The following is an 18,236-nucleotide window of genomic DNA, read 5'->3' as shown; positions in this document are numbered from 1 at the left end:
ATTGAATGTCCAGATAATACCCTGCCGACTCCCGCCTCGCGCCATAGACTGGCACCCTCCAAATCAACAAGGCATTTCCCACATGGCACTCGACACCTGGCTCATCTACCTGCTGGCCAGCATCGGCCTGTCGCTGACCCCAGGCCCCAACAGCCTGCTGGCGCTGACCCACGGCGCCCTGTATGGCGCACGCCGGACGTTGTTCACGATCGTCGGCGGCGTTTTCGGCTTCAGCGCCCTGATTGCCCTGGCCATGTTCGGCCTCAGCGCTTTGTTGCAGGCTTCGGCCTCGGTGCTGAGCGTGCTCAAGTGGGTGGGCGGTGCTTACCTGATCTGGCTGGGCATTCAGCTGTGGCGCAGCCCCGGCCTGCACCTGGAGTTGACCGAGCGCAGCGCGCGGCTTGGCAATGCTGGCCTGTTCCGCCAGGGCCTGCTGTCGGCCATGGCCAACCCCAAGGTGTTGCTGTTCTATGGCGCGTTCCTGCCGCAGTTCATCGACCCGCAACGTGGGTTGCTGCTGCAGTTCGTGGTGATGGCGGCGACGTTTGCCAGCGTCGAATTCCTGGTCGAATACCTGCTGGCACGCCTGGCATTTCGCATTCGGCCTTGGCTGGCCAAGGGGGGTAAAGGTTTCAACCGCTGCTGCGGTAGTTTGTTTGCCTTGATTGGTGTTGCCTTGCCGCTTGGCCGATAACGCCGCACGGTATTTGTGGGAGCGGCCTTGCGTCGCGATTGGGCCGCAAAGCGGCCCCGGCGATTTTGCATGTTGCCAAAATCCTGGGGGCGCTTCGCACCCCTTTCGCGACGCAAGGCCGCTCCCACAGGGATTGCCACATCCTTCAGGCTCGGCGTGCTTTGGCCAGGAAGATGAGCAAGGCAACACCCGGCAACGCAGCCCCCACCAGCGCCACGCCCTGCCAGCCAAACTGGCTGAATAGTGCACTGGCCACCGCCGACCCCAGCGCCCCACCGAGGAAGATGCTGGTCATGTACACCGCATTCAGCCGCCCACGGCTGGCCGGGTCCAGTGCGTACACTTCGCGCTGGCCGATGACCATGTTCATCTGCACGGCAAAATCCAACAGTACGCCAGTGAGGCCCAGGCCAATCACGCTAAAACCCGGCACGGTCAGCCCCAGCAACAAGGCTGCCGGCGCCAGCAGCAGTGCCAGCAGCGAACCCGCCCGGGCATGCCCGGCATCGGCCAGGCGGCCGGCCATTGGCGCAGCAACCGCACCCACCGCGCCGACCAGCGCGAACACGGCAATCTGACTCTGCGACAAACCATGCTCACCCGCCAGCGCCATTGGCACCGCTGTCCAGTAAAGGCTGAATGCCGCGAACATCAAGGCCTGGTACAGCGAACGCTGGCGCAGCAGCGGATAGCGGCGTAGCAGGGTGAGCAGCGACAGCATCAGCCCGGCATAGCTGGCCTTGTGCTCGGGCCGACGCTGCGGCAGGGTCAGGGCCAGCAACAGGATGATTGCCAGCATGACCCCGGCAGCGCCAATGAACACCGCACGCCAGCCGAAGTGGTCAGCCACCAGGCTCGCCAGTGGTCGCGCCAGCAGAATGCCCAGCAACAGGCCACCCATGATGTTGCCGACTACCCGGCCGCGCTGCTGCTCTGGCGCCAGATGCGCCGCCAGCGGGATAAGCATCTGCACCGCCACCGAACTGAAGCCGATCAGCAAGGCGTAACCCAGGAACAATTGGCCCTGACCGCTGCTGCTGGTGCCCGCCAGCAGCAGGCTGACACAGGCCAGCACGGCGGTTGCCACCATCAGGCGGCGATTTTCCAACAGGTCGGCCAGCGGCACCAGCAGCAGCAGGCCCAGGGCATAGCCCAGCTGGGTCAGGGACACGATCAGGCTGGCGTGTTCGGTGGACAGCCCCAGGTCCGGGGCGATCAGCCCGACGATGGGCTGGGCATAGTAGATGTTGGCAACGATCGCGCCGCAGCAGAACGCCAACAGCACGACCAGGGTCCGGCTCAGGCCGGCGGCTGCCGGTTGCGCTGCGGCAAGGGAAGGGTTCATGCGAGGTTCCTCGACAAGGGGTGGTATATGCCGGCCACCTTACCCATGCACGCCCTTGGCGAGAATCCAACCCCGGCGCAACGCGGCTTTGCGCGCTGCGCAACACTAGGCGCCACGCTTCAACAAGTTTTCGCAAAAGTCGATGAATGCGTTCACGCGCCGTGAGCCACGGTGGTTGGGCAGGTACAGGGCGTTGATGCTGTCGTTGGCCGTGCCCGGGCTGACCTGCCAATCGGGGAACACCCGTTGCAGGCGCCCAGCCGCTACATCCTCACGCACCAGCCAGTCGGCCAGCAAAGCAATGCCACTGCCCGCCAGTGCGGTTTCGCGCAACATGTCGGCGTTGGCGCTGCGCAAAGGCCCGCTTACATCCAGTTCAAGGCTTTCCTGGGCACGGGTCAGGCGCCAGGGCCGCGCTTTCTGGCCATAGCGAAAACGCAGGCAGGCATGGTCAAGCAACTGCCGGGGATGCTGCAGCGGTTCATGCCCGGCCAGGTAAGCCGGGCTGGCCACCAGCCAGCGCTGGAAGCGACCGAGCTGGCGGCACACCAGTTCGTCATTGGGCGAGGGGTCGCCCAGGCGGATCGACAGGTCATAGCGCCCATCGAGCAGGTCATCCAGGCGGTCGCTGAGGTCGATGTCCAGCTCCAGCGCCGGGTACCGCGCCAGGAACGGCCCCAGGTGCGGGGCGATGACCCGTCTGCCGAACTCTACCGGCAGGCACAGGCGCAGCACGCCAACAGGCTCTTCACCGCGATCAGCGACGCTGGCATCGGCTTCGTCCAGCGCCTCGAAAATACCCCGCGCACGCTCGTAATAGCGGGCACCGGCCTCGGTCAGGCTGACCTGGCGCGTCGAACGATTGAGCAAGGTAGCGCCCAATGCCGTTTCCAGGGCATCGACCAGCCGCGTTACCGACGATGTCGCCAGCCCAAGCCGGCGCGCAGCAGCAGAAAAGCCCTGGGCATCGACGGTGGCCACGAACATTTTCATCGCCAGAAGTTTGTCCATTTGCGGCCCGCTTCCCAAAACTCGGAAAGTTCTTACAAACAGCAGGGCGGGTCAAGAAGCGCGCCGCACGACAATTGCGTCCATAGTGGAATCTCTCCCTTTCAGACGAGGTTTTCCATGACACCGAGCAACCTGCTGGCTGCCCTGCCCCCCTGTGACCCCACCCGTGCCGAGCGTGTAGACGAACTGCTCAGCCGCCCTGGCGTGCGTGTGGAGCGTATTGTTTCCAGCGGCCAGGCCAGCCCGCCCGGCTTCTGGTACGACCAGGCCGAGGGCGAATGGATCGTGCTGCTCAGTGGTGCTGCGGGCCTGCGCTTTGAGCATGAGAGCCATACCCGGCTGCTGGCACCGGGCGACTGCCTGGACATCCCGCCGCATTGCCGCCACCGCGTGGAGTGGACCGCCCCTGGCACAGCCACCATCTGGCTGGCGGTGTTTTACAGCAGCAGCACCCCTTGGCCGGCGTGAAAGGCTGGCGACTGCCAAGCCTGGCAATGCATCGTTGAACATTGCGTAAGCAGCATAAACACCTTGTTTACTGCAGTTTTCAACACCTGATCTAAACTTTTAGCCACACCTTGGCAAGTTCAGCCCTGCGACAATCAGCCTCATAAAATTATGTACCAACTTGTTAATTAGCAAGCTAAGGGCTTAGACTGCGCGCATTCCACCTGCTGAGATCCCTGGCATGAAAGAAACACCGCGCGCCTTTGGCGCCACAAACATCATCCTGATCGGCTTGGGCGTGGTCATCGCCCTGCTCGGTCTTCTCCTGGCTGCTGGCGGTGTCAAGCTGGCCGGCCTGGGCGGCTCCTGGTACTTCCTGATCGGCGGCCTGGCCATGGCCATTGCCGGTATTCTCATCGCTCGCCGCAAGAAGGCCGGTGCCTGGCTGTATGCACTGTTCCTGGTCGGTACTGCCATCTGGGCACTGATCGACGCTGGCCTGGTGTTCTGGCCGCTGTTCTCGCGCCTGTTCATGTTCGGCGCGATCGGCATGGTGGTGGCACTGGTCTACCCGCTGCTCGCGCGCGCCAACGGCGCCAGCGCCGGCCGTGGTGCCTACGGTGTAGCCGGGGTGATGGCCGTGGTGCTGGTGATCGCCGCCGGCAACATGTTCGTTGCCCACCCCAGCGTCGCCCCTACCGGCAAAGGCCCGGGCATGACCCCGGTCGAAGCCGGCAAGGAGCAGAAAGACTGGGCCCACTACGGCAATACCGAAGGTGGCAGCCGCTTCGCCGCGCTGGACCAGATCAACCGCGACAACGTCAACAAGCTGCAAGTGGCATGGACCTACCACACCGGTGACGTCGCCCTCAGCGATGGCAACGGTGCCGAAGACCAGCTGACCCCGCTGCAGATCGGCAACAAAGTGTTCATCTGCACCCCGCACAACAACCTGATCGCCCTTGATGCCGACACCGGCAAAGAGCTGTGGAAGAACGAAATCAACGCCCAGTCCAAGGTCTGGCAGCGTTGCCGTGGCATGGCTTACTTCGACGCCACTGCCGCCATCGCCCAGCCAACCCAGCCGAACAGCTCGCCGATCACCGGCGGTAGCGTGGCTGCTGGCGCCAACTGCCAGCGTCGCCTGCTGACCAACACCATCGATGGTCGCCTGATTGCCGTCGACGCCGACAACGGCGAGTTCTGCCAGGGCTTCGGCAACAACGGCCAGGTCGACCTCAAGGCCGGCCTGGGTGCGGTACCGGACTCCTACTACCAGCTGTCCTCTGCGCCGCTGATGGCCGGCACCACCGTGGTGGTCGGCGGCCGTGTCGCCGACAACGTCCAGACCGACATGCCTGGCGGCGTGATCCGTGGTTTCGACGTGATCACCGGTGAAATGCGCTGGGCCTTCGACCCGGGCAACCCTGAAGATCGCCAGGCACCGCAGGGCGACAGCACCTATGTGCGCAGCACCCCGAACAGCTGGGCACCGATGTCCTACGACCCGGCGATGAACACCGTGTTCCTGCCAATGGGCTCGTCGTCCACCGACATCTATGGCGTTGAGCGCAACAAGCTGGACCACACCTATGGCGCTTCAGTGCTGGCCCTGGACGCCGCTACCGGCAACCAGAAGTGGGTGTTCCAGACCGTGCACAACGACCTGTGGGACTTCGACCTGCCCATGCAGCCGAGCCTGATCGACTTCACCAAGGACGACGGCAAGTCGGTACCTGCGGTAGTGATCGGTACCAAGGCCGGGCAGATCTACGTGCTCGACCGCGCCACCGGCAAGCCGCTGACCCAGGTCGATGAAGTACCGGTCAAGCCAAGCAACATCCCTAACGAGCCGTACTCCCCAACCCAGCCGAAATCGGTGGGCATGCCGCAGATTGGCGCGCAAACCCTGACCGAGTCGGACATGTGGGGCGCCACTCCGTATGACCAGCTGCTGTGCCGTATCGACTTCAAGAAAATGCGCTACGACGGCCTGTACACCGCGCCGGGCACCGACCTGTCGCTGAGCTTCCCGGGTTCGCTGGGTGGCATGAACTGGGGCAGCCTCTCCACCGACCCGGTGCATGGTTTCATCTTCGTCAACGACATGCGCCTGGGCCTGTGGATCCAGATGATCCCGTCGCAAAACAAAGGCGGCGCAGCTTCTGGTGGTGAAGCACTGAACACCGGCATGGGCGCGGTACCGCTCAAGGGCACCCCGTATGCGGTGAACAAGAACCGCTTCCTGTCGGTAGCCGGTATTCCGTGCCAGGCGCCGCCGTTCGGCACCCTCACCGCCATCGACATGAAAACCCGCCAGGTGGCCTGGCAGGTTCCAGTGGGCACCGTTGAAGACACCGGCCCGCTCGGTATCCGCATGCACCTGCCAATCAAGATCGGCCTGCCAACCCTCGGCGGCACCCTGTCGACCCAAGGCGGCCTGGTGTTCATCGCCGGTACCCAGGACTTCTACCTGCGCGCCTACGACAGCAGCAACGGCAGCGAAATCTGGAAGGCTCGCCTGCCAGTGGGCAGCCAGGGCGGCCCGATGACCTACGTCTCGCCGAAGACCGGCAAACAGTACGTGGTGATCACCGCTGGCGGCGCGCGCCAGTCGACTGACCGTGGCGACTACGTGATTTCTTACGCTCTGCCGTAAGACCGCGTCGCCCCCTTCGCGAGTAAACCCGCCCCCACAGGTTCTGCCTCGATCCTTGTGGGAGCGGGCACGCCCGCGAATGGCCCCAAGAACATTTCGAGACAGAGCAATGCCATCCGCAATTCGCATCACCCCCACCCTGCTGCTGGCCCTGGCCAGCACTACCGCCCTCGCCAACGATGACCTGCTGACCCGCAGCACCCTTACCGGTGACTGGGCCGGCCTGCGCCACCAGTTGGAAGAAGACGGCGTGAAAATCACCGGCGACTACAGCGGAGAAACTGCCTACAACGCCCACGGTGGCCTGCACCGCTCGGCACGCTATTCGCAGAACATCAAGCTGGGCGTGCAGTTCGACCTGTCGAAACTGTACGGCCTGGACAACGGCGGCAAGGTCCAGCTGACCATCAACGACCGCCGTGGTAACAGCGCCTCGGAGGACCTGGTGGGCAACCGCCTGCCGATCCAGGAGAACTTCGGTGGCCTGTACACCCGCCTGACCGAGCTGAGCTACGAGCGCACCCTGTTCACCCCGGCGCTCAACGTCAAGCTGGGCTACATGGCCATGGGCAACGACCTCGGCGGCCTGGACAGCGGCATCCTGTGCAATTTCATGAACGCCGGCTTCTGCGGCCACCCGCTGAACATGTCCGGTGGCAGCGGCTGGACCAACTACCCCAACGCCCACCTCGGCGTGCGGGTGAAGTATGACCTGTCACCTGCCTGGCAGCTGCGCGTGGCGGCGTTCAACGTCGACCCCGAGAGCAACGGCAACTCCAGCCGTGCCTGGCACCTGGGCCCCAAGCACACCACTGGCACCGTGGTACCGGTGGAACTGGTGTACAAGCTGCAGGGTGAACTGCCGGGCGAGTACAAGCTGGGCTACTACTACGACAGCTCCGACGTGAAACGCATCGGTAGCGACGACGAAGTGTCTGGCCGCGGTGGTCATTACTTGCTGGTCGACCAGGCAGTATGGAACGACCAGACCTTGCCGGGCCGCAGCCTGCATGCCTTTGGCCAGTACTCGGCATCGAGCAAGGCCGCCTCGCCGTTCACCAAGTGGTATGGCGCTGGCGTGGTGCTGTACAAACCGTTCGAAGGCCGCCCGAAGGATACCGTGGCGCTGGGTTACGGCCGCGCCGTGCCCAACCCGCGTAGCCGCGATGTGCTGGAAGATAGCGCGCTCAACGCTGGCCAGCAGTTCCCCGATATCGACAGCGCCGAGCAGCTGATCGAGCTGAGCTATGGCTACCAGGCCACGCCGTGGCTGAACCTGCGTCCGGATGTGCAATACATCATCGAGCCGGGGGCGTTCTCCGGGAAAGACATCGACAACGCGCTGGTGGTGGGCCTGCAGGTCAAGGCAACTTTCTAAACTGCCAACAAGGCAATAGCGCCAACCTGACCTGTTAACCCGGTTAGTTGTAGGAGCGGCCTTGTGTCGCGATAGGGCTGCAAAGCAGCCCCAGCAATTTGTGCATCCATGCTGAAATCCTGGGGCTGCTCCGCAGCCCTATCGCAACACAAGGCCGCTCCTACAAAGGCCTGGCAATTGACGCAAAGTAGTATCTGACTGGCACACCCCTTGCCCCCGGTCTTTACTCAACCCTTCACTGCAAGGGAGTGCATGGCGAATGAGCAGCGCAACGGAAGGCAAGCTGAACGTTTGGGCACTTACCGCCCTGGTTGTGGGTTCCATGGTCGGTGCCGGTATCTTCTCCCTCCCCGCCACCTTCGGCCGCGCCACCGGTGGCCTTGGCGCAATCATCGCCTGGTGCATCGCCGGCCTCGGCATGCTGATGCTGGCCTTCGTGTTCCAGACCCTCGCCCGCCGCCGCCCGGATCTCGACTCGGGCATCTACGCCTATGCCAGCGCCGGCTTCGGCAGCTACCTGGGCTTTGCCTCAGCGTTCGGTTTCTGGGCCGGCACCTGCATCGGCAACGTCTCCTACTTCATCCTGATCAAGTCGACACTCGGCGCATTCTTCCCGGTATTCGGCGACGGCAACACGGTCGCCGCCATCGCTGCGTCCTCGGTGCTGCTGTGGGCCTTTCACTTTCTGGTGCTGCGCGGCGTGCAGCAGGCGGCGGTGATCAACAGCATCGCCACAGTGGCGAAGATGATCCCGATCCTGGTGTTCATCGTGGTGATCTTCGCCGCGTTCGACAGCGACCTGTTCAGCCAGAACTTCTGGGGCGTCGCCGCAGCCGGCCCGGCCGCCGACCTGGCCCACCTCGACGACTACGGCCGGGTCGGGCATGCCGCCGCCGAATTGCTGCCGCCAGGTGAATCGCTGTTCGAGCAGGTACGCAGCACAATGCTGGTGACCGTGTTCGTGTTCCTCGGCATCGAAGGCGCCAGTGTGTATTCACGCTATGCCCGCAACCGCCGCGATGTCGGCATCGCCACGGTGCTGGGCTTTGTCGGCGTGCTGTGCCTGCTGGTGCTGATCACCCTGCTTAGCTACGGGGTGATGCTGCGCCCAGAACTGGCCGGGCTACGCCAGCCGTCGATGGCTGGGGTGCTGGAGGCAATCGTCGGGCGCTGGGGGGCGATCTTCATCAGCATCGGCCTGATCATTTCGGTGCTGGGCGCCTACCTGTCGTGGACGCTGTTGGCCGCCGAGGTGCTGTACTCGGCCGCACATGACCAGGCCATGCCCGCCTTTCTCACCCGGCAGAACCCGCACCAGGTGCCTGCGGCGGCGCTATGGCTGACTACCTTGTTCGTGCAGCTGTTCCTGCTGCTGACCTGGTTTACCGAGTATGCCTTTACCCTGGCACTGGAGCTGACCAGTTCGCTGACCCTCATCCCCTACCTGCTGGTGGCAGCCTATGCGCTGAAGCTGGCGGTGAGCCGGGAGACGTATGAGCAGCAAGCCGGCGAGCGTGGCAAGGACTTGCTGGTAGCCTTGCTCGCAACTGCGTATGCGGTGCTGATGGTGTGGGCGGGTGGCATGAAGTACCTGCTGCTCTCGGCAGTGATCTACGGGCCGGGGACAGTGCTGTACATCAAGGCGCGCAGGGAGCAGCAGCGGCAGGTGTTCCGCGGGTTTGAGCGGGCGGTGTTTGCGGTGGTGGTGCTGGGGGCGGTGATTGCCGTTTACGGGTTGGTCAGTGGGGCGATCGAGATCTGATTTTCAAGCTGATGGCCCATTCGCGGCGGTTCGACGCCTCGATGAGCCCGCTCCCACAGGGATACCACAACCTTCAGACCCAGTGCAGTACCTGTGGGAGCGGGTTCATCGAGGCGTCGAACCGCCGCGAAGAAGCCAACACCGTCAATCCTGCTTGAGGTAGTCCACCAGCTTGAGCAGCATGGCATCACAGCCCTGCAACTGCTCGACACTGACAAACTCATCCGGCTTGTGCCCCTGGTCCATGCTGCCAGGCCCGCACACCACGGTCGGGATACCCGCTTGGTCGAACAGCCCGCCTTCGGTACCAAACGCCACCGTGCCGAATTTATCCGAACCACTGAGCAACGCCACCAACCGCGCTGCCTCGCTGTCCTCTGGTGTAGCCAGCCCCGGGTAGGCACTCAACGGCTCCAGGCGAATGGCGCTGTCGGCATTGACCTTGCGCATACGCGGCAGCAGTTCGGCCTCGGCATAAGTCTGCAACTGGTCGGCCACCGCCTGCGCCTCGAACCCCGGCAAGGCGCGCACCTCAAAATCGAATTCGCACTCGGCCGGCACGATGTTCAGCGCCCTGCCCCCTTTGATCACCCCGGTCTGCACCGTGGAGAACGGTGGGTCAAAGCGCTCGTCGTGATGCTCAGGCAATGCCAGGGCATCGCCGATATCTCCCAGCTTGCCAATCAGCTTCGCCGCATACTCGATGGCATTCACCCCATACGGTGCATACGCCGAGTGACAGGCTGCGCCATGCACCTGGCAGCGCATCGCCAACTTGCCCTTGTGCCCCAGCACCGGCTTTAGCTCGGTGGGCTCGCCAATCAGGCACAGGCGCGGTTTGTGCGGGCGCTGCTCAAGCGCGGCCAGCATCGAGCGCACGCCCAGGCAGCCGACTTCCTCATCATAGGAGAACGCCAGGTGTACCGGCATGCGCAACGGCTGGGCGAGGAACGCTGGCACGGCTGCCAGCACCGAAGCAATGAAGCCTTTCATGTCGGCCGTGCCGCGACCATACAGGCGCCCGTCGCGCTCGCTCAGGGCAAACGGCTCGACCGTCCAGGCCTGGCCGTCCACCGGCACCACATCGGTATGCCCCGACAGCACCACGCCGCCAACGTCTTTTGGGCCAATGGTGGCGAACAGGTTGGCCTTGGTGCCCTCAGGGTTATGGAACAGCTCGCACTCCACCCCCAGCTCGGCCAAATAGTCACGGATGAAGCCGATCAGCGCCAGGTTGGAGTCGCGGCTGACCGTGGCAAAGCCGATCAGCCGGGCCAGCAGCGCGCGGCTGGCAAACTCACTCATCGCCCGGCACCCCGTAGCTTGGTGCGGCGGTCGGGTTGAGGGCACGGGTAACGTAATCCTGCATCTGTGGGCGGTATGCCTGCCACAGGCCATCGAGCGCGCCGATCGGGTCGGCATCGGCCCAGTCAACGCGCAGGTCCACCAGTGGCCAGGTCAGCTCGCCGGCGATCTTGAGCGCCGCAGAGTGCACTGGCCCGGCTTCGCCGCCAGCAGCCATCGCCGCATGCATGGCCGCCAACAGGCGGTCGGCCAGGTGCCCGCCGGCCTGTTCAAAGGCCAGCACCATCGCTTCGATGACCTGGGTCGAGGACAGCAGGTTGCCGGCCGCTGCGCAGTGTTCACCGGCCACGGCATTGTGCGTACCCAGCGCCTCGCGGCCTGTGAACAAGGCCACCTGGCCTTGGCTGTCGATCACCGTGACCTGGCGGTACTCGCTCCAGCCATTGGCGCTCAGCACCCGGTCCAGCGCTGCGGCAGGCGGCAGCTGGCCCTGCTCCAGGGCATCGAGAATCTGCGGACCCAGCGCCGGCAAGGTGATGTTCTGGGTGGAGACCGCGCCCACACCGGCACGTACCCATGGGCAACGGGCGCCCACGGCGATGCTCGACGAGCTGATGGCGATACCGACCTGGCCAGTTTCCTGGCAACGACCAATGATGGAGAAAGTCATGTCATGGTTCCTGATGTGCTGTGCGATACACGGCATTCTGGGTGGAACCTTCGGGCAGGCGAAACGACCTTTTTCCGAGGGGTTGCAGAGGAAAAAACTATGGCCCCGCAAAACCCGTCAGCAGCGCTGGAAAAACCCTGGCATCTGGCGCCTCAGGCCAGAGGAATCAAGGCCTTCGCCGTTTTATCGGCAAGCACCAGCTAAATACTATTTTCGTCATTTGCGCAGCATCCCTAGTCTGGCTCCAGGCAACGGCGGTCCTCCAAACCGACCTGACAAAAACCGCCTGAACAAGGGCTCGGACATGACACTGAACAATCTCGAAATCGACACCCTCGTGGTCGGCGCCGGCCAGGCCGGCGTGGCCATGAGCGAACACCTGAGCAAGCTTGGCGTGCCGCACCTGGTGCTGGAGCGCAACCGTATCGCCGAGGCCTGGCGCACCGGCCGTTGGGACTCGCTGGTAGCCAACGGCCCGGTCTGGCACGACCGCTTCCCGGGCCTGGAATTCAACCTCGATGCCGACGCCTTCGCCGGCAAGGACCAGGTTGCCGACTACTTCGAGCAGTATGTACGCAAGTACAACCTGCCAGTACGCACCGGCATCGAAGTGAAGAAAGTGGCGCGCAACAGCGACCGCCCCGGCTTCACCATCGAAACCAACCAAGGCGTGATTCGCGCCAACCGCGTGGTCGCCGCCACCGGCCCGTTCCAGAAGCCGGTGATCCCGGCCATCGCGCCGAAAGACGCCAACCTGCACCAGATCCACTCCGCCGCCTACTTCAACCCCGAGCAACTGCCCGAAGGCGCAGTGCTGGTGGTGGGGGCCGGCTCGTCCGGCGTGCAAATCGCCGAAGAGCTGATGCGTGCAGGGCGCCAGGTGTACCTGTCGGTTGGCGCCCACGACCGCCCGCCACGCGCCTACCGCAACCGCGACTTCTGCTGGTGGCTGGGCGTGCTGGGTGAGTGGGACGCGGAGATCGCCAAGCCCGGCCGTGAGCACGTGACCATTGCCGTGAGCGGTGCCCGCGGCGGCCACACCGTGGACTTCCGTGCCCTTGCCCATCAGGGCATGACCCTGGTTGGCCTGACCCAGTCGTTCGAAAACGGCGTGGCGCGCTTCCAGGACAACCTGGTCGAGAACATCAACCGTGGCGACGAAAACTACCTGGCCCTGCTGGATGCTGCCGATGCCTACATCGAGCGCAACGGCCTGGACCTGCCGGAAGAGCCCGAAGCACGCAAGCGCCTGGCCGACCCGCAGTGCATGACCAACCCGCTGCAACAGTTGGACCTGGCCAAGGCCGGCGTCAGCAGCATCATCTGGGCCACCGGCTACGGTGTGGACTTCAGCTGGCTGCAGGTGGACACCTTCGATGCCAACGGCAAGCCCCAGCACCAGCGCGGCGTGGCCCGCGAGCCAGGCGTGTACTTCCTTGGCCTGCCATGGCTGTCGCGCCGTGGCTCGTCATTCATCTGGGGCGTATGGCACGACGCCAAGCACGTCGCCGGGCACATCGCCACGCAACGCACCTATACCGCCTACCGCGACCGCGAACAGCGCGAAGCGGCTGAGCAAGACAACACGATCAGCAATGTCAGCACCCTCGGAGCCCACTGATGCCTACCCATACTCGCATCCGCATGTTCAACACCAAGGAAACCTACCCCAACCAGACCCTGGACAACGACCTGTGCCAGGCCGTGCGGGCCGGTAACACCATCTATGTGCGCGGCCAGGTCGGTACCGACTTCGAAGGCAAGCTGGTGGGCCTGGGCGACCCTCGCGCGCAGACCGAGCAGGCGATGAAGAACGTCAAGCAGCTGCTTGAAGAAGCCGGCTCCGACCTGTCGCACATCGTCAAGACCACCACCTACATCACCGACCCGCGCTTCCGCGAGCCGGTGTACAAGGAAGTGGGCAAGTGGCTCAAGGGCGTGTTCCCGATTTCCACCGGGCTGGTGGTGGCCGGGTTGGCCCAGGCCGAGTGGCTGATGGAGATCGACGTGATCGCCGTGGTACCGGATCAGGAATGACCGGCAGCCTGCACGGTGGGTGGCAGCTGCCGCCTGCCGTGCAACCACGCCTGGGTTACCCGTGCCGCCGCTTGCAGGCGCTGTGCTGCCGGCAAGTCGGCGGACGGCACTTCCACACTGATACCCAGCTCCGCCGGCAATGCCGCAAGCAACGCCGCCAGCGGCAGCTGCCCTTGCCCCGGCAGCAAGCGACCTTCACGCGCTTCCTGGATGATCAGCTCGTTCGCGGGTGCCTGCAGCGGTGCGTCGCACAACTGCACGGCGCGCAACAAACGCGAATCCACTGCAGCAATATCTGCCACCTGGCCACCGGAGCGGAACAGGTGCAAGGCATCGACCAACACGCCAGCGTTATCCTGCCCCGCACCCGCCACCACCGCGCAAGCCTGTTGCAGGGTCGCCACCGGCCGCCAACGCATGAACTCCAGGTCCACGCGCAAGCCATAACCACGCGCCAGTGCACACAGCGCCGCAAAGTTGCCGGTCAGCCGCGCAACATCGTCATCATCCCCGGACACCGTCAGGCTCTGTGCTCCCAACTCGGCACCTGCGGCCAGCAGCGCTTGGTAGTCGGCAACCTGGGTGTGTGCCGTCAACGAAACAAATTCGATGTCGGTAACACGTACGCCTTCCCCCTCCAATACCGCCCGCAGCTCACGCATCGCTTGGCTACCCACCGCAACGGGATAGGCCTGCGCCCCCGGCATTACCGGGTGCAGGCGCAACCCGACCGCGCTGAAGCCAGCGATGCGCGCCTCGCGTACCAGCCTGGCCGGCGCCAGCTCCAGTGCCGTCAGGTGCGCCACGCCAAGGCCATTCAATAGGTCGCCCTCCCGCCACTGAGGTCGAACACAAAGCCGGTGGTAAAGCTGCATTCCGGCCCGGCAATCCAGCTGACCATATTGGCGATCTCCTCGGCCTTGAGGAAGCGCCCCATGGGGATCTTGGCCTTGCTCGCAGCGATGTGCTCGGCGGTCATTTCGGCCATCAGCGGCGTCTCGACCATGGCCGGTGCCACGCAGTTGAGCAGCACGCCGTCCTGCGCCAGCTCTTTGGCCGCCGCCTTGGTGAAAGCGATGACCCCGGCCTTGGCTGCCGAATAGGCCGAGATGTACTGCACACCGTCCTTGCCGGCCATGGAGGCGATATTGACGATGCGCCCGTAGCGGTTTTCACGCATGTGCGGGATGGCGGTGCGGCAGCAATAGAACACGCCGTTCAGGTCGATGGCGATGACCTTGTCCCAGGCCTCTGGTGGGTATTCCCATGATGCCACTACCGGGCCATTGATGCCGGCGTTGTTGACCAGGATCTGCACCTGCCCCAAACGCGCCAGGGTCTCGGCAAAAGCCGCCTCCACCGAGGCCAGCGATGACACATCCACCGCTTGGCGCAGCACTGGCTCGAAGCCATTTTCAGCGCTGCTCCAACCATCGACGGCGAGGTCCCAGATCACCACCTGGGCGCCGGCAGCATGCAGCCGCTGGGCGATCGCCAGGCCGATGCCACGCATGCCACCGGTTACGATTGCGGTCTGGCCTTGCAGGTACTGGCTCATTGTTTTGCTCCATTTTCGACAGAAGGAATATCCGGCAAGCGACGCAGGTCACTGACCATGAACAGGTAGCACAGCGCACCTAGCACGGTGATCGAAGACACGAACGCCAGGGCCCAGACGAACGAGCCGGTCAGCGAAACGATGATGCCGATGGTCAACGGGGTGACGATGCCCGCCGCGTTGGCGAACAGGTTGAACAGGCCGCCGCTGAGGCCCAGCAAGCCTTTGGGGGCGATATCGGACACGATCATCCAGGCCAGTGCCGACATGCCCTGGGCGAAGTAGGCGATGCACAGGATGGCAATCACCAGCGCGTCGGACTCGACATAGTTGGCCAGCACGATCACCGAAGCGGTCAGCAGCCCGGCGATCACCGGCAGCTTGCGCGCCACGTTCAGCGAGTAGCCACGGCGCAGCAAGGCGTCGGACAGCCAGCCGCCGGCCAGGGTGCCGAGCGAGGCAGCAATGAACGGCAGCACCGCCACCCAGCCGACCTTCAGCCAGGGCATGTGCCGCTCGGTCACCAGGTAGGTGGGGAACCAGGTCAGGAAGAACACGTTGGTGGAGTTGCAGGCGAACTGGCCCAGGCAAATGCCCAGCATGTTGCGGTGCTTGAGCAGCGCCGGGATCTGCGACCAGTGGAACGACGTGGCCTTCTGCCCGCCATCGACCACCCCGCCACCGGCGGCGATGTAGTCCAGCTCGGCCTGGTTGGCCGTGGTCGACTGGTGCGGCTCATGGTATTTGCGCCACCACACCAGGCCATAGAGGATGCCCATCAGGCCAACGGCCAGCAGCAGAAAGCGCCAGCCGTAGGCATGCAGCACCCAGAACAGCAGCGGCGTCAGAAACGCCAGCCCGGTGTACTCGGCAAAGGTGTAGATACCGGTGGCCCTGGCCCGCTCGCTCTGCGGGAACCAGGTAGCCACCACCCGGCTGTTGGTGGGGAAGCACGGTGCTTCGGTGACCCCTACCAGAAAGCGCATGCCCAGCAACGACAAGAAGCCCTGTGCCAGCCCCTGCAGGCCGGTGAACAGCGACCATAAGGTCAGCGCCAGCCAGTAGGTGAGCTTGGTGCCCAGCCGGTCGATGAGGATGCCGCCAGGAATTTGCGCTGCGGCGTAAGTCCACGAGAAAGCGGAAAAGATCACCCCCATCATCGCCGCATTCAGGCCCAGGTCGGCACTGATGCTGGGCGCGGCAATGCCCATCACGCTGCGGTCGAGGTAGTTGATCATGGTACCGCCGGAAATCAGCGCCAGGATCATGAAGCGGGTGCGGGTGCGTTGCTGCGCACGCGCCGGGGTGTCGAACACCCCGAGGCTGGCGTTCTGTTCAGTGTTCATGACGATTGCTCTCTTGTTATTGGAATGGCAAGCAACAGGGTTCTAGGCGAACCCGAACAGTCGGCGCGGGGTGTCCCACATCACCGTGCGGCGCAGCCGGGCATCGGGCATCAGGCGTTCGGCCAGTTTCAGCAGCGGGCCGTAGTCCACCCGCGAGCGCTGGCGAATGAATGGCCAGTCCGAGCCCCATACACAAGCCTCGGCGCCAAAGGCTTCAAGCAAGGCGCAGACGTAGGCACTGCTCTGCTCCAGCAGGGCATCGGCTGCGGCAAACTTCTGCATGCCCGACAGTTTCACGCAGGCGCGGCCACTGTCGGCCAGCCGCAGCAACGCCTGGAAGCCGGCTTGTTGCACCCCGGCTGCCACATCCGGGCGGCCGCAATGGTCGATCAGCAGGCGCGCCTGCGAGCCTTGCAGCAGACCATGCAGGCCCAGCAACTGGTCTTCGCATACCTGTATCTGGGCGAACAGGCCAAGCTCGGCGAGCTTGCCGAACAACGGGTCAACGCCCTTGAGGCTGGATACCCCGTACAGCGCGGGGTTGAAGGCGATGCCGACCACGCCTTGCGCCTGCATTGCCGCCAGCGCGTCGAGGGTGGTATCCGCCTCAACCACCGCCACCCCCTTGAAGCGACCCTGCCCGGTGGCCAAGGCATGCAGCAGGCAACGGTTGTCGGTGTGATAGCCACTGTTCGGCCCGACCAACAAGGCATGTTGCACCCCATAGGCGTCCATCACCCGGGTGAACTGCTCCTGGGTGGCGACCTCCTGGCCGGAAGGAGCGTAAGGCGCGTCGGGGTGATAGGGAAAACGCGTGGGGTCAAACAAATGGTTATGGCAATCGATCTTCGCTTCATCAAAGATGTTCACGCAGCACTCCCTTCAAGCGCCACTGCGCTTGCCTGCAGATCTTGTTATTGTGCGCCGCGAGGGCGGTTAAGCTGGGGTTCACGATACTGCGTGGCCGGGTTTGACGCTCATACCCAGATGGCGAAGACCATAACCGAAGGTAATACACATGCTGCTTGGCAACGAAGGCGCAGACGCAAGCCCCATGGTGTTCAAACTGCGCCACATGGAAGTGTTCCGGGCAGTGATGCTGACTGGCTCTATCAGCGCCGCGGCCAAGCTGCTGTATGTGTCGCAACCCGCCGTGAGCAAACTGATCCAGTACATCGAGGGGCGCCTGACCTACCCGTTGTTCGAACGCATCAACAACCGCCTGGTACCCACGGCCGAGGCGCAGGTGCTGTTTCGTGAAGTCGAGCGGGTGTACCAGGCAGCGCTGGAGGTCAACGAGTGCGCCCTGGCACTGGGCGCCGGCGGCCAGCGCAAGCTGCGCATTTCGTGCAGCGCGTCATTGTCGACGGTGGTCATCCCGATTGCCCTGGCCCAGCTCAAGCGGGAGTCGCCATCGCTGAACATCGAATGGCAAACCTCGCTGATGGGCGAAATGCCCAACCAGATCCTGTCGAAGAAGGTCGACCTGTCGATTGCCGCCCTGCCGGTGGTGCACGACCACCTGCATTCGCAGGCGTTCATGCGCGGGCGCATGGTGGTGGTGATGCCACCCGGTCACCCGCTGGCTGGGCAGCCCGCGCTGACCTTGCAGCAACTGGATGGCCACCCCTTGCTGCTGTTCCGGCCCGACATGCCGTTCGGCAAGCTGCTGGCCGGGCACATTGAGCGGCGCGGCTTGCAGCTGAAATCACTGTTGTCGTTCACCAATGCCAACGAAGCTGTGGCGCTGGTCAAGCAAGGCATGGGCATCAGCGTGATCGACGAGTTCGTGGCGCAGGACAGCGGGTTGGCGGTGGTGCCATTGGCTGACGAGATTTACTTCGATATCAGCTTTGTCTATTCGCGCTTCGAGCCGCCGTCGCATGCGGCGCAGCATTTGATGCGGGTGTTGCAGGGGCAGGCGCAGAAGCTGGGGCGGGCGATTGCCACGAGCTGACTCATCAGGCCTGCACCATCCCCCTGTGGGAGCGGCCTTGTGTCGCGATAGGGGCGCAAAGCGGCCC

The 18,236-nt window shown here is 64.1% G+C and carries 16 protein-coding genes; 8 read left to right on the top strand and 8 right to left on the bottom strand.

From position 1 onward, the window contains the following. The first annotated feature begins 82 nt into the window (after window positions 1-82). Window positions 83-694, top strand: a complete 612-nt coding sequence (locus ABE456_RS18405) for a LysE family transporter (protein ID WP_346645178.1) — start codon at window positions 83-85, stop codon at window positions 692-694. Window positions 695-839: 145 nt separating this feature from the next. On the opposite strand, the gene ABE456_RS18400 is transcribed toward ABE456_RS18405, so the two are convergent. Beyond that, on the bottom strand, window positions 840-2,039 hold the full coding sequence (locus ABE456_RS18400) for an MFS transporter (RefSeq protein WP_346645177.1): 1,200 nt from the start codon (window positions 2,037-2,039) through the stop codon (window positions 840-842). 105 nt (window positions 2,040-2,144) lie between these two features. Then, entirely contained in the window at window positions 2,145-3,050 is a 906-nt protein-coding gene (locus ABE456_RS18395) for a LysR family transcriptional regulator (RefSeq protein WP_346645176.1), read from the bottom strand. A gap of 117 nt (window positions 3,051-3,167) precedes the next feature. Here ABE456_RS18395 and ABE456_RS18390 point away from each other — a divergent pair, with 117 nt between their 5' ends. From ABE456_RS18390 to ABE456_RS18375, 4 genes are all read left to right on the top strand, one after another. Then, window positions 3,168-3,518 carry a cupin gene (locus ABE456_RS18390; RefSeq protein WP_346645175.1) on the top strand — a complete coding sequence of 117 codons (351 nt, stop codon included), beginning with the start codon at window positions 3,168-3,170 and terminating at the stop codon, window positions 3,516-3,518. A gap of 220 nt (window positions 3,519-3,738) precedes the next feature. Then, complete coding sequence (locus tag ABE456_RS18385) at window positions 3,739-6,156, top strand: glucose/quinate/shikimate family membrane-bound PQQ-dependent dehydrogenase (protein WP_346645174.1); 2,418 nt, start codon at window positions 3,739-3,741, stop codon at window positions 6,154-6,156. A gap of 109 nt (window positions 6,157-6,265) precedes the next feature. Continuing rightward, entirely contained in the window at window positions 6,266-7,534 is a 1,269-nt protein-coding gene (locus tag ABE456_RS18380) for a carbohydrate porin (RefSeq protein WP_346645173.1), read from the top strand. Window positions 7,535-7,793: 259 nt separating this feature from the next. Then, on the top strand, window positions 7,794-9,296 hold the full coding sequence (locus tag ABE456_RS18375; protein ID WP_346645172.1) for an amino acid permease: 1,503 nt from the start codon (window positions 7,794-7,796) through the stop codon (window positions 9,294-9,296). 144 nt (window positions 9,297-9,440) lie between these two features. Here the strand turns inward: ABE456_RS18375 and argE are convergent, their stop codons facing one another. Both argE and ABE456_RS18365 read right to left on the bottom strand, forming a co-directional pair. After that, on the bottom strand, window positions 9,441-10,601 hold the full coding sequence (gene argE, locus ABE456_RS18370; protein WP_346645171.1) for an acetylornithine deacetylase: 1,161 nt from the start codon (window positions 10,599-10,601) through the stop codon (window positions 9,441-9,443). Continuing rightward, the gene (locus tag ABE456_RS18365; protein WP_346645170.1) at window positions 10,594-11,271 is read right to left on the bottom strand and encodes a DUF1028 domain-containing protein; all 678 of its coding nucleotides are present in this window, start codon (window positions 11,269-11,271) and stop codon (window positions 10,594-10,596) included. The genes argE and ABE456_RS18365 overlap by 8 nt, the downstream gene beginning before the upstream one ends. A 304-nt stretch (window positions 11,272-11,575) precedes the next feature. Here ABE456_RS18365 and ABE456_RS18360 point away from each other — a divergent pair, with 304 nt between their 5' ends. Both ABE456_RS18360 and ABE456_RS18355 read left to right on the top strand, forming a co-directional pair. After that, window positions 11,576-12,892, top strand: coding sequence for an NAD(P)/FAD-dependent oxidoreductase (locus ABE456_RS18360; RefSeq protein ID WP_346645169.1), 1,317 nt, complete (start codon window positions 11,576-11,578; stop codon window positions 12,890-12,892). Further along, entirely contained in the window at window positions 12,892-13,308 is a 417-nt protein-coding gene (locus ABE456_RS18355) for a RidA family protein (RefSeq protein ID WP_003247763.1), read from the top strand. The genes ABE456_RS18360 and ABE456_RS18355 overlap by 1 nt, the downstream gene beginning before the upstream one ends. On the opposite strand, the gene ABE456_RS18350 is transcribed toward ABE456_RS18355, so the two are convergent. Genes ABE456_RS18350 through ABE456_RS18335 form a run of 4 tightly spaced genes read right to left on the bottom strand, consistent with a single transcriptional unit; the run spans window position 13,299 to window position 17,082 of the window. Continuing rightward, a complete protein-coding gene (locus tag ABE456_RS18350; protein WP_346645168.1) occupies window positions 13,299-14,129 on the bottom strand; it encodes a TIM barrel protein in 831 nt (276 codons plus the stop codon). The genes ABE456_RS18355 and ABE456_RS18350 overlap by 10 nt on opposite strands. Beyond that, window positions 14,126-14,866, bottom strand: coding sequence for an SDR family NAD(P)-dependent oxidoreductase (locus tag ABE456_RS18345; protein ID WP_346645167.1), 741 nt, complete (start codon window positions 14,864-14,866; stop codon window positions 14,126-14,128). The genes ABE456_RS18350 and ABE456_RS18345 overlap by 4 nt, the downstream gene beginning before the upstream one ends. After that, on the bottom strand, window positions 14,863-16,212 hold the full coding sequence (locus tag ABE456_RS18340; protein ID WP_346645166.1) for an MFS transporter: 1,350 nt from the start codon (window positions 16,210-16,212) through the stop codon (window positions 14,863-14,865). The genes ABE456_RS18345 and ABE456_RS18340 overlap by 4 nt, the downstream gene beginning before the upstream one ends. Before the next feature lie 42 nt (window positions 16,213-16,254). Beyond that, window positions 16,255-17,082, bottom strand: coding sequence for an amidohydrolase family protein (locus tag ABE456_RS18335; protein WP_346645165.1), 828 nt, complete (start codon window positions 17,080-17,082; stop codon window positions 16,255-16,257). Between the two features lie 148 nt (window positions 17,083-17,230). Between ABE456_RS18335 and ABE456_RS18330 the strand changes: the two genes are divergently transcribed. Further along, the gene (locus ABE456_RS18330; protein WP_346645164.1) at window positions 17,231-18,169 is read left to right on the top strand and encodes a LysR family transcriptional regulator; all 939 of its coding nucleotides are present in this window, start codon (window positions 17,231-17,233) and stop codon (window positions 18,167-18,169) included. The last annotated feature ends 67 nt before the right edge of the window (window positions 18,170-18,236 follow it).

The sequence above is a fragment of the Pseudomonas sp. TWI929 genome (genome assembly GCF_039673335.1).
In the GTDB taxonomy this organism is placed as follows: Bacteria; Pseudomonadota; Gammaproteobacteria; order Pseudomonadales; family Pseudomonadaceae; genus Aquipseudomonas.
Note: the sequence above shows the minus strand (reverse complement) of the source record. Positions and strands in the feature narration are given on the sequence as shown.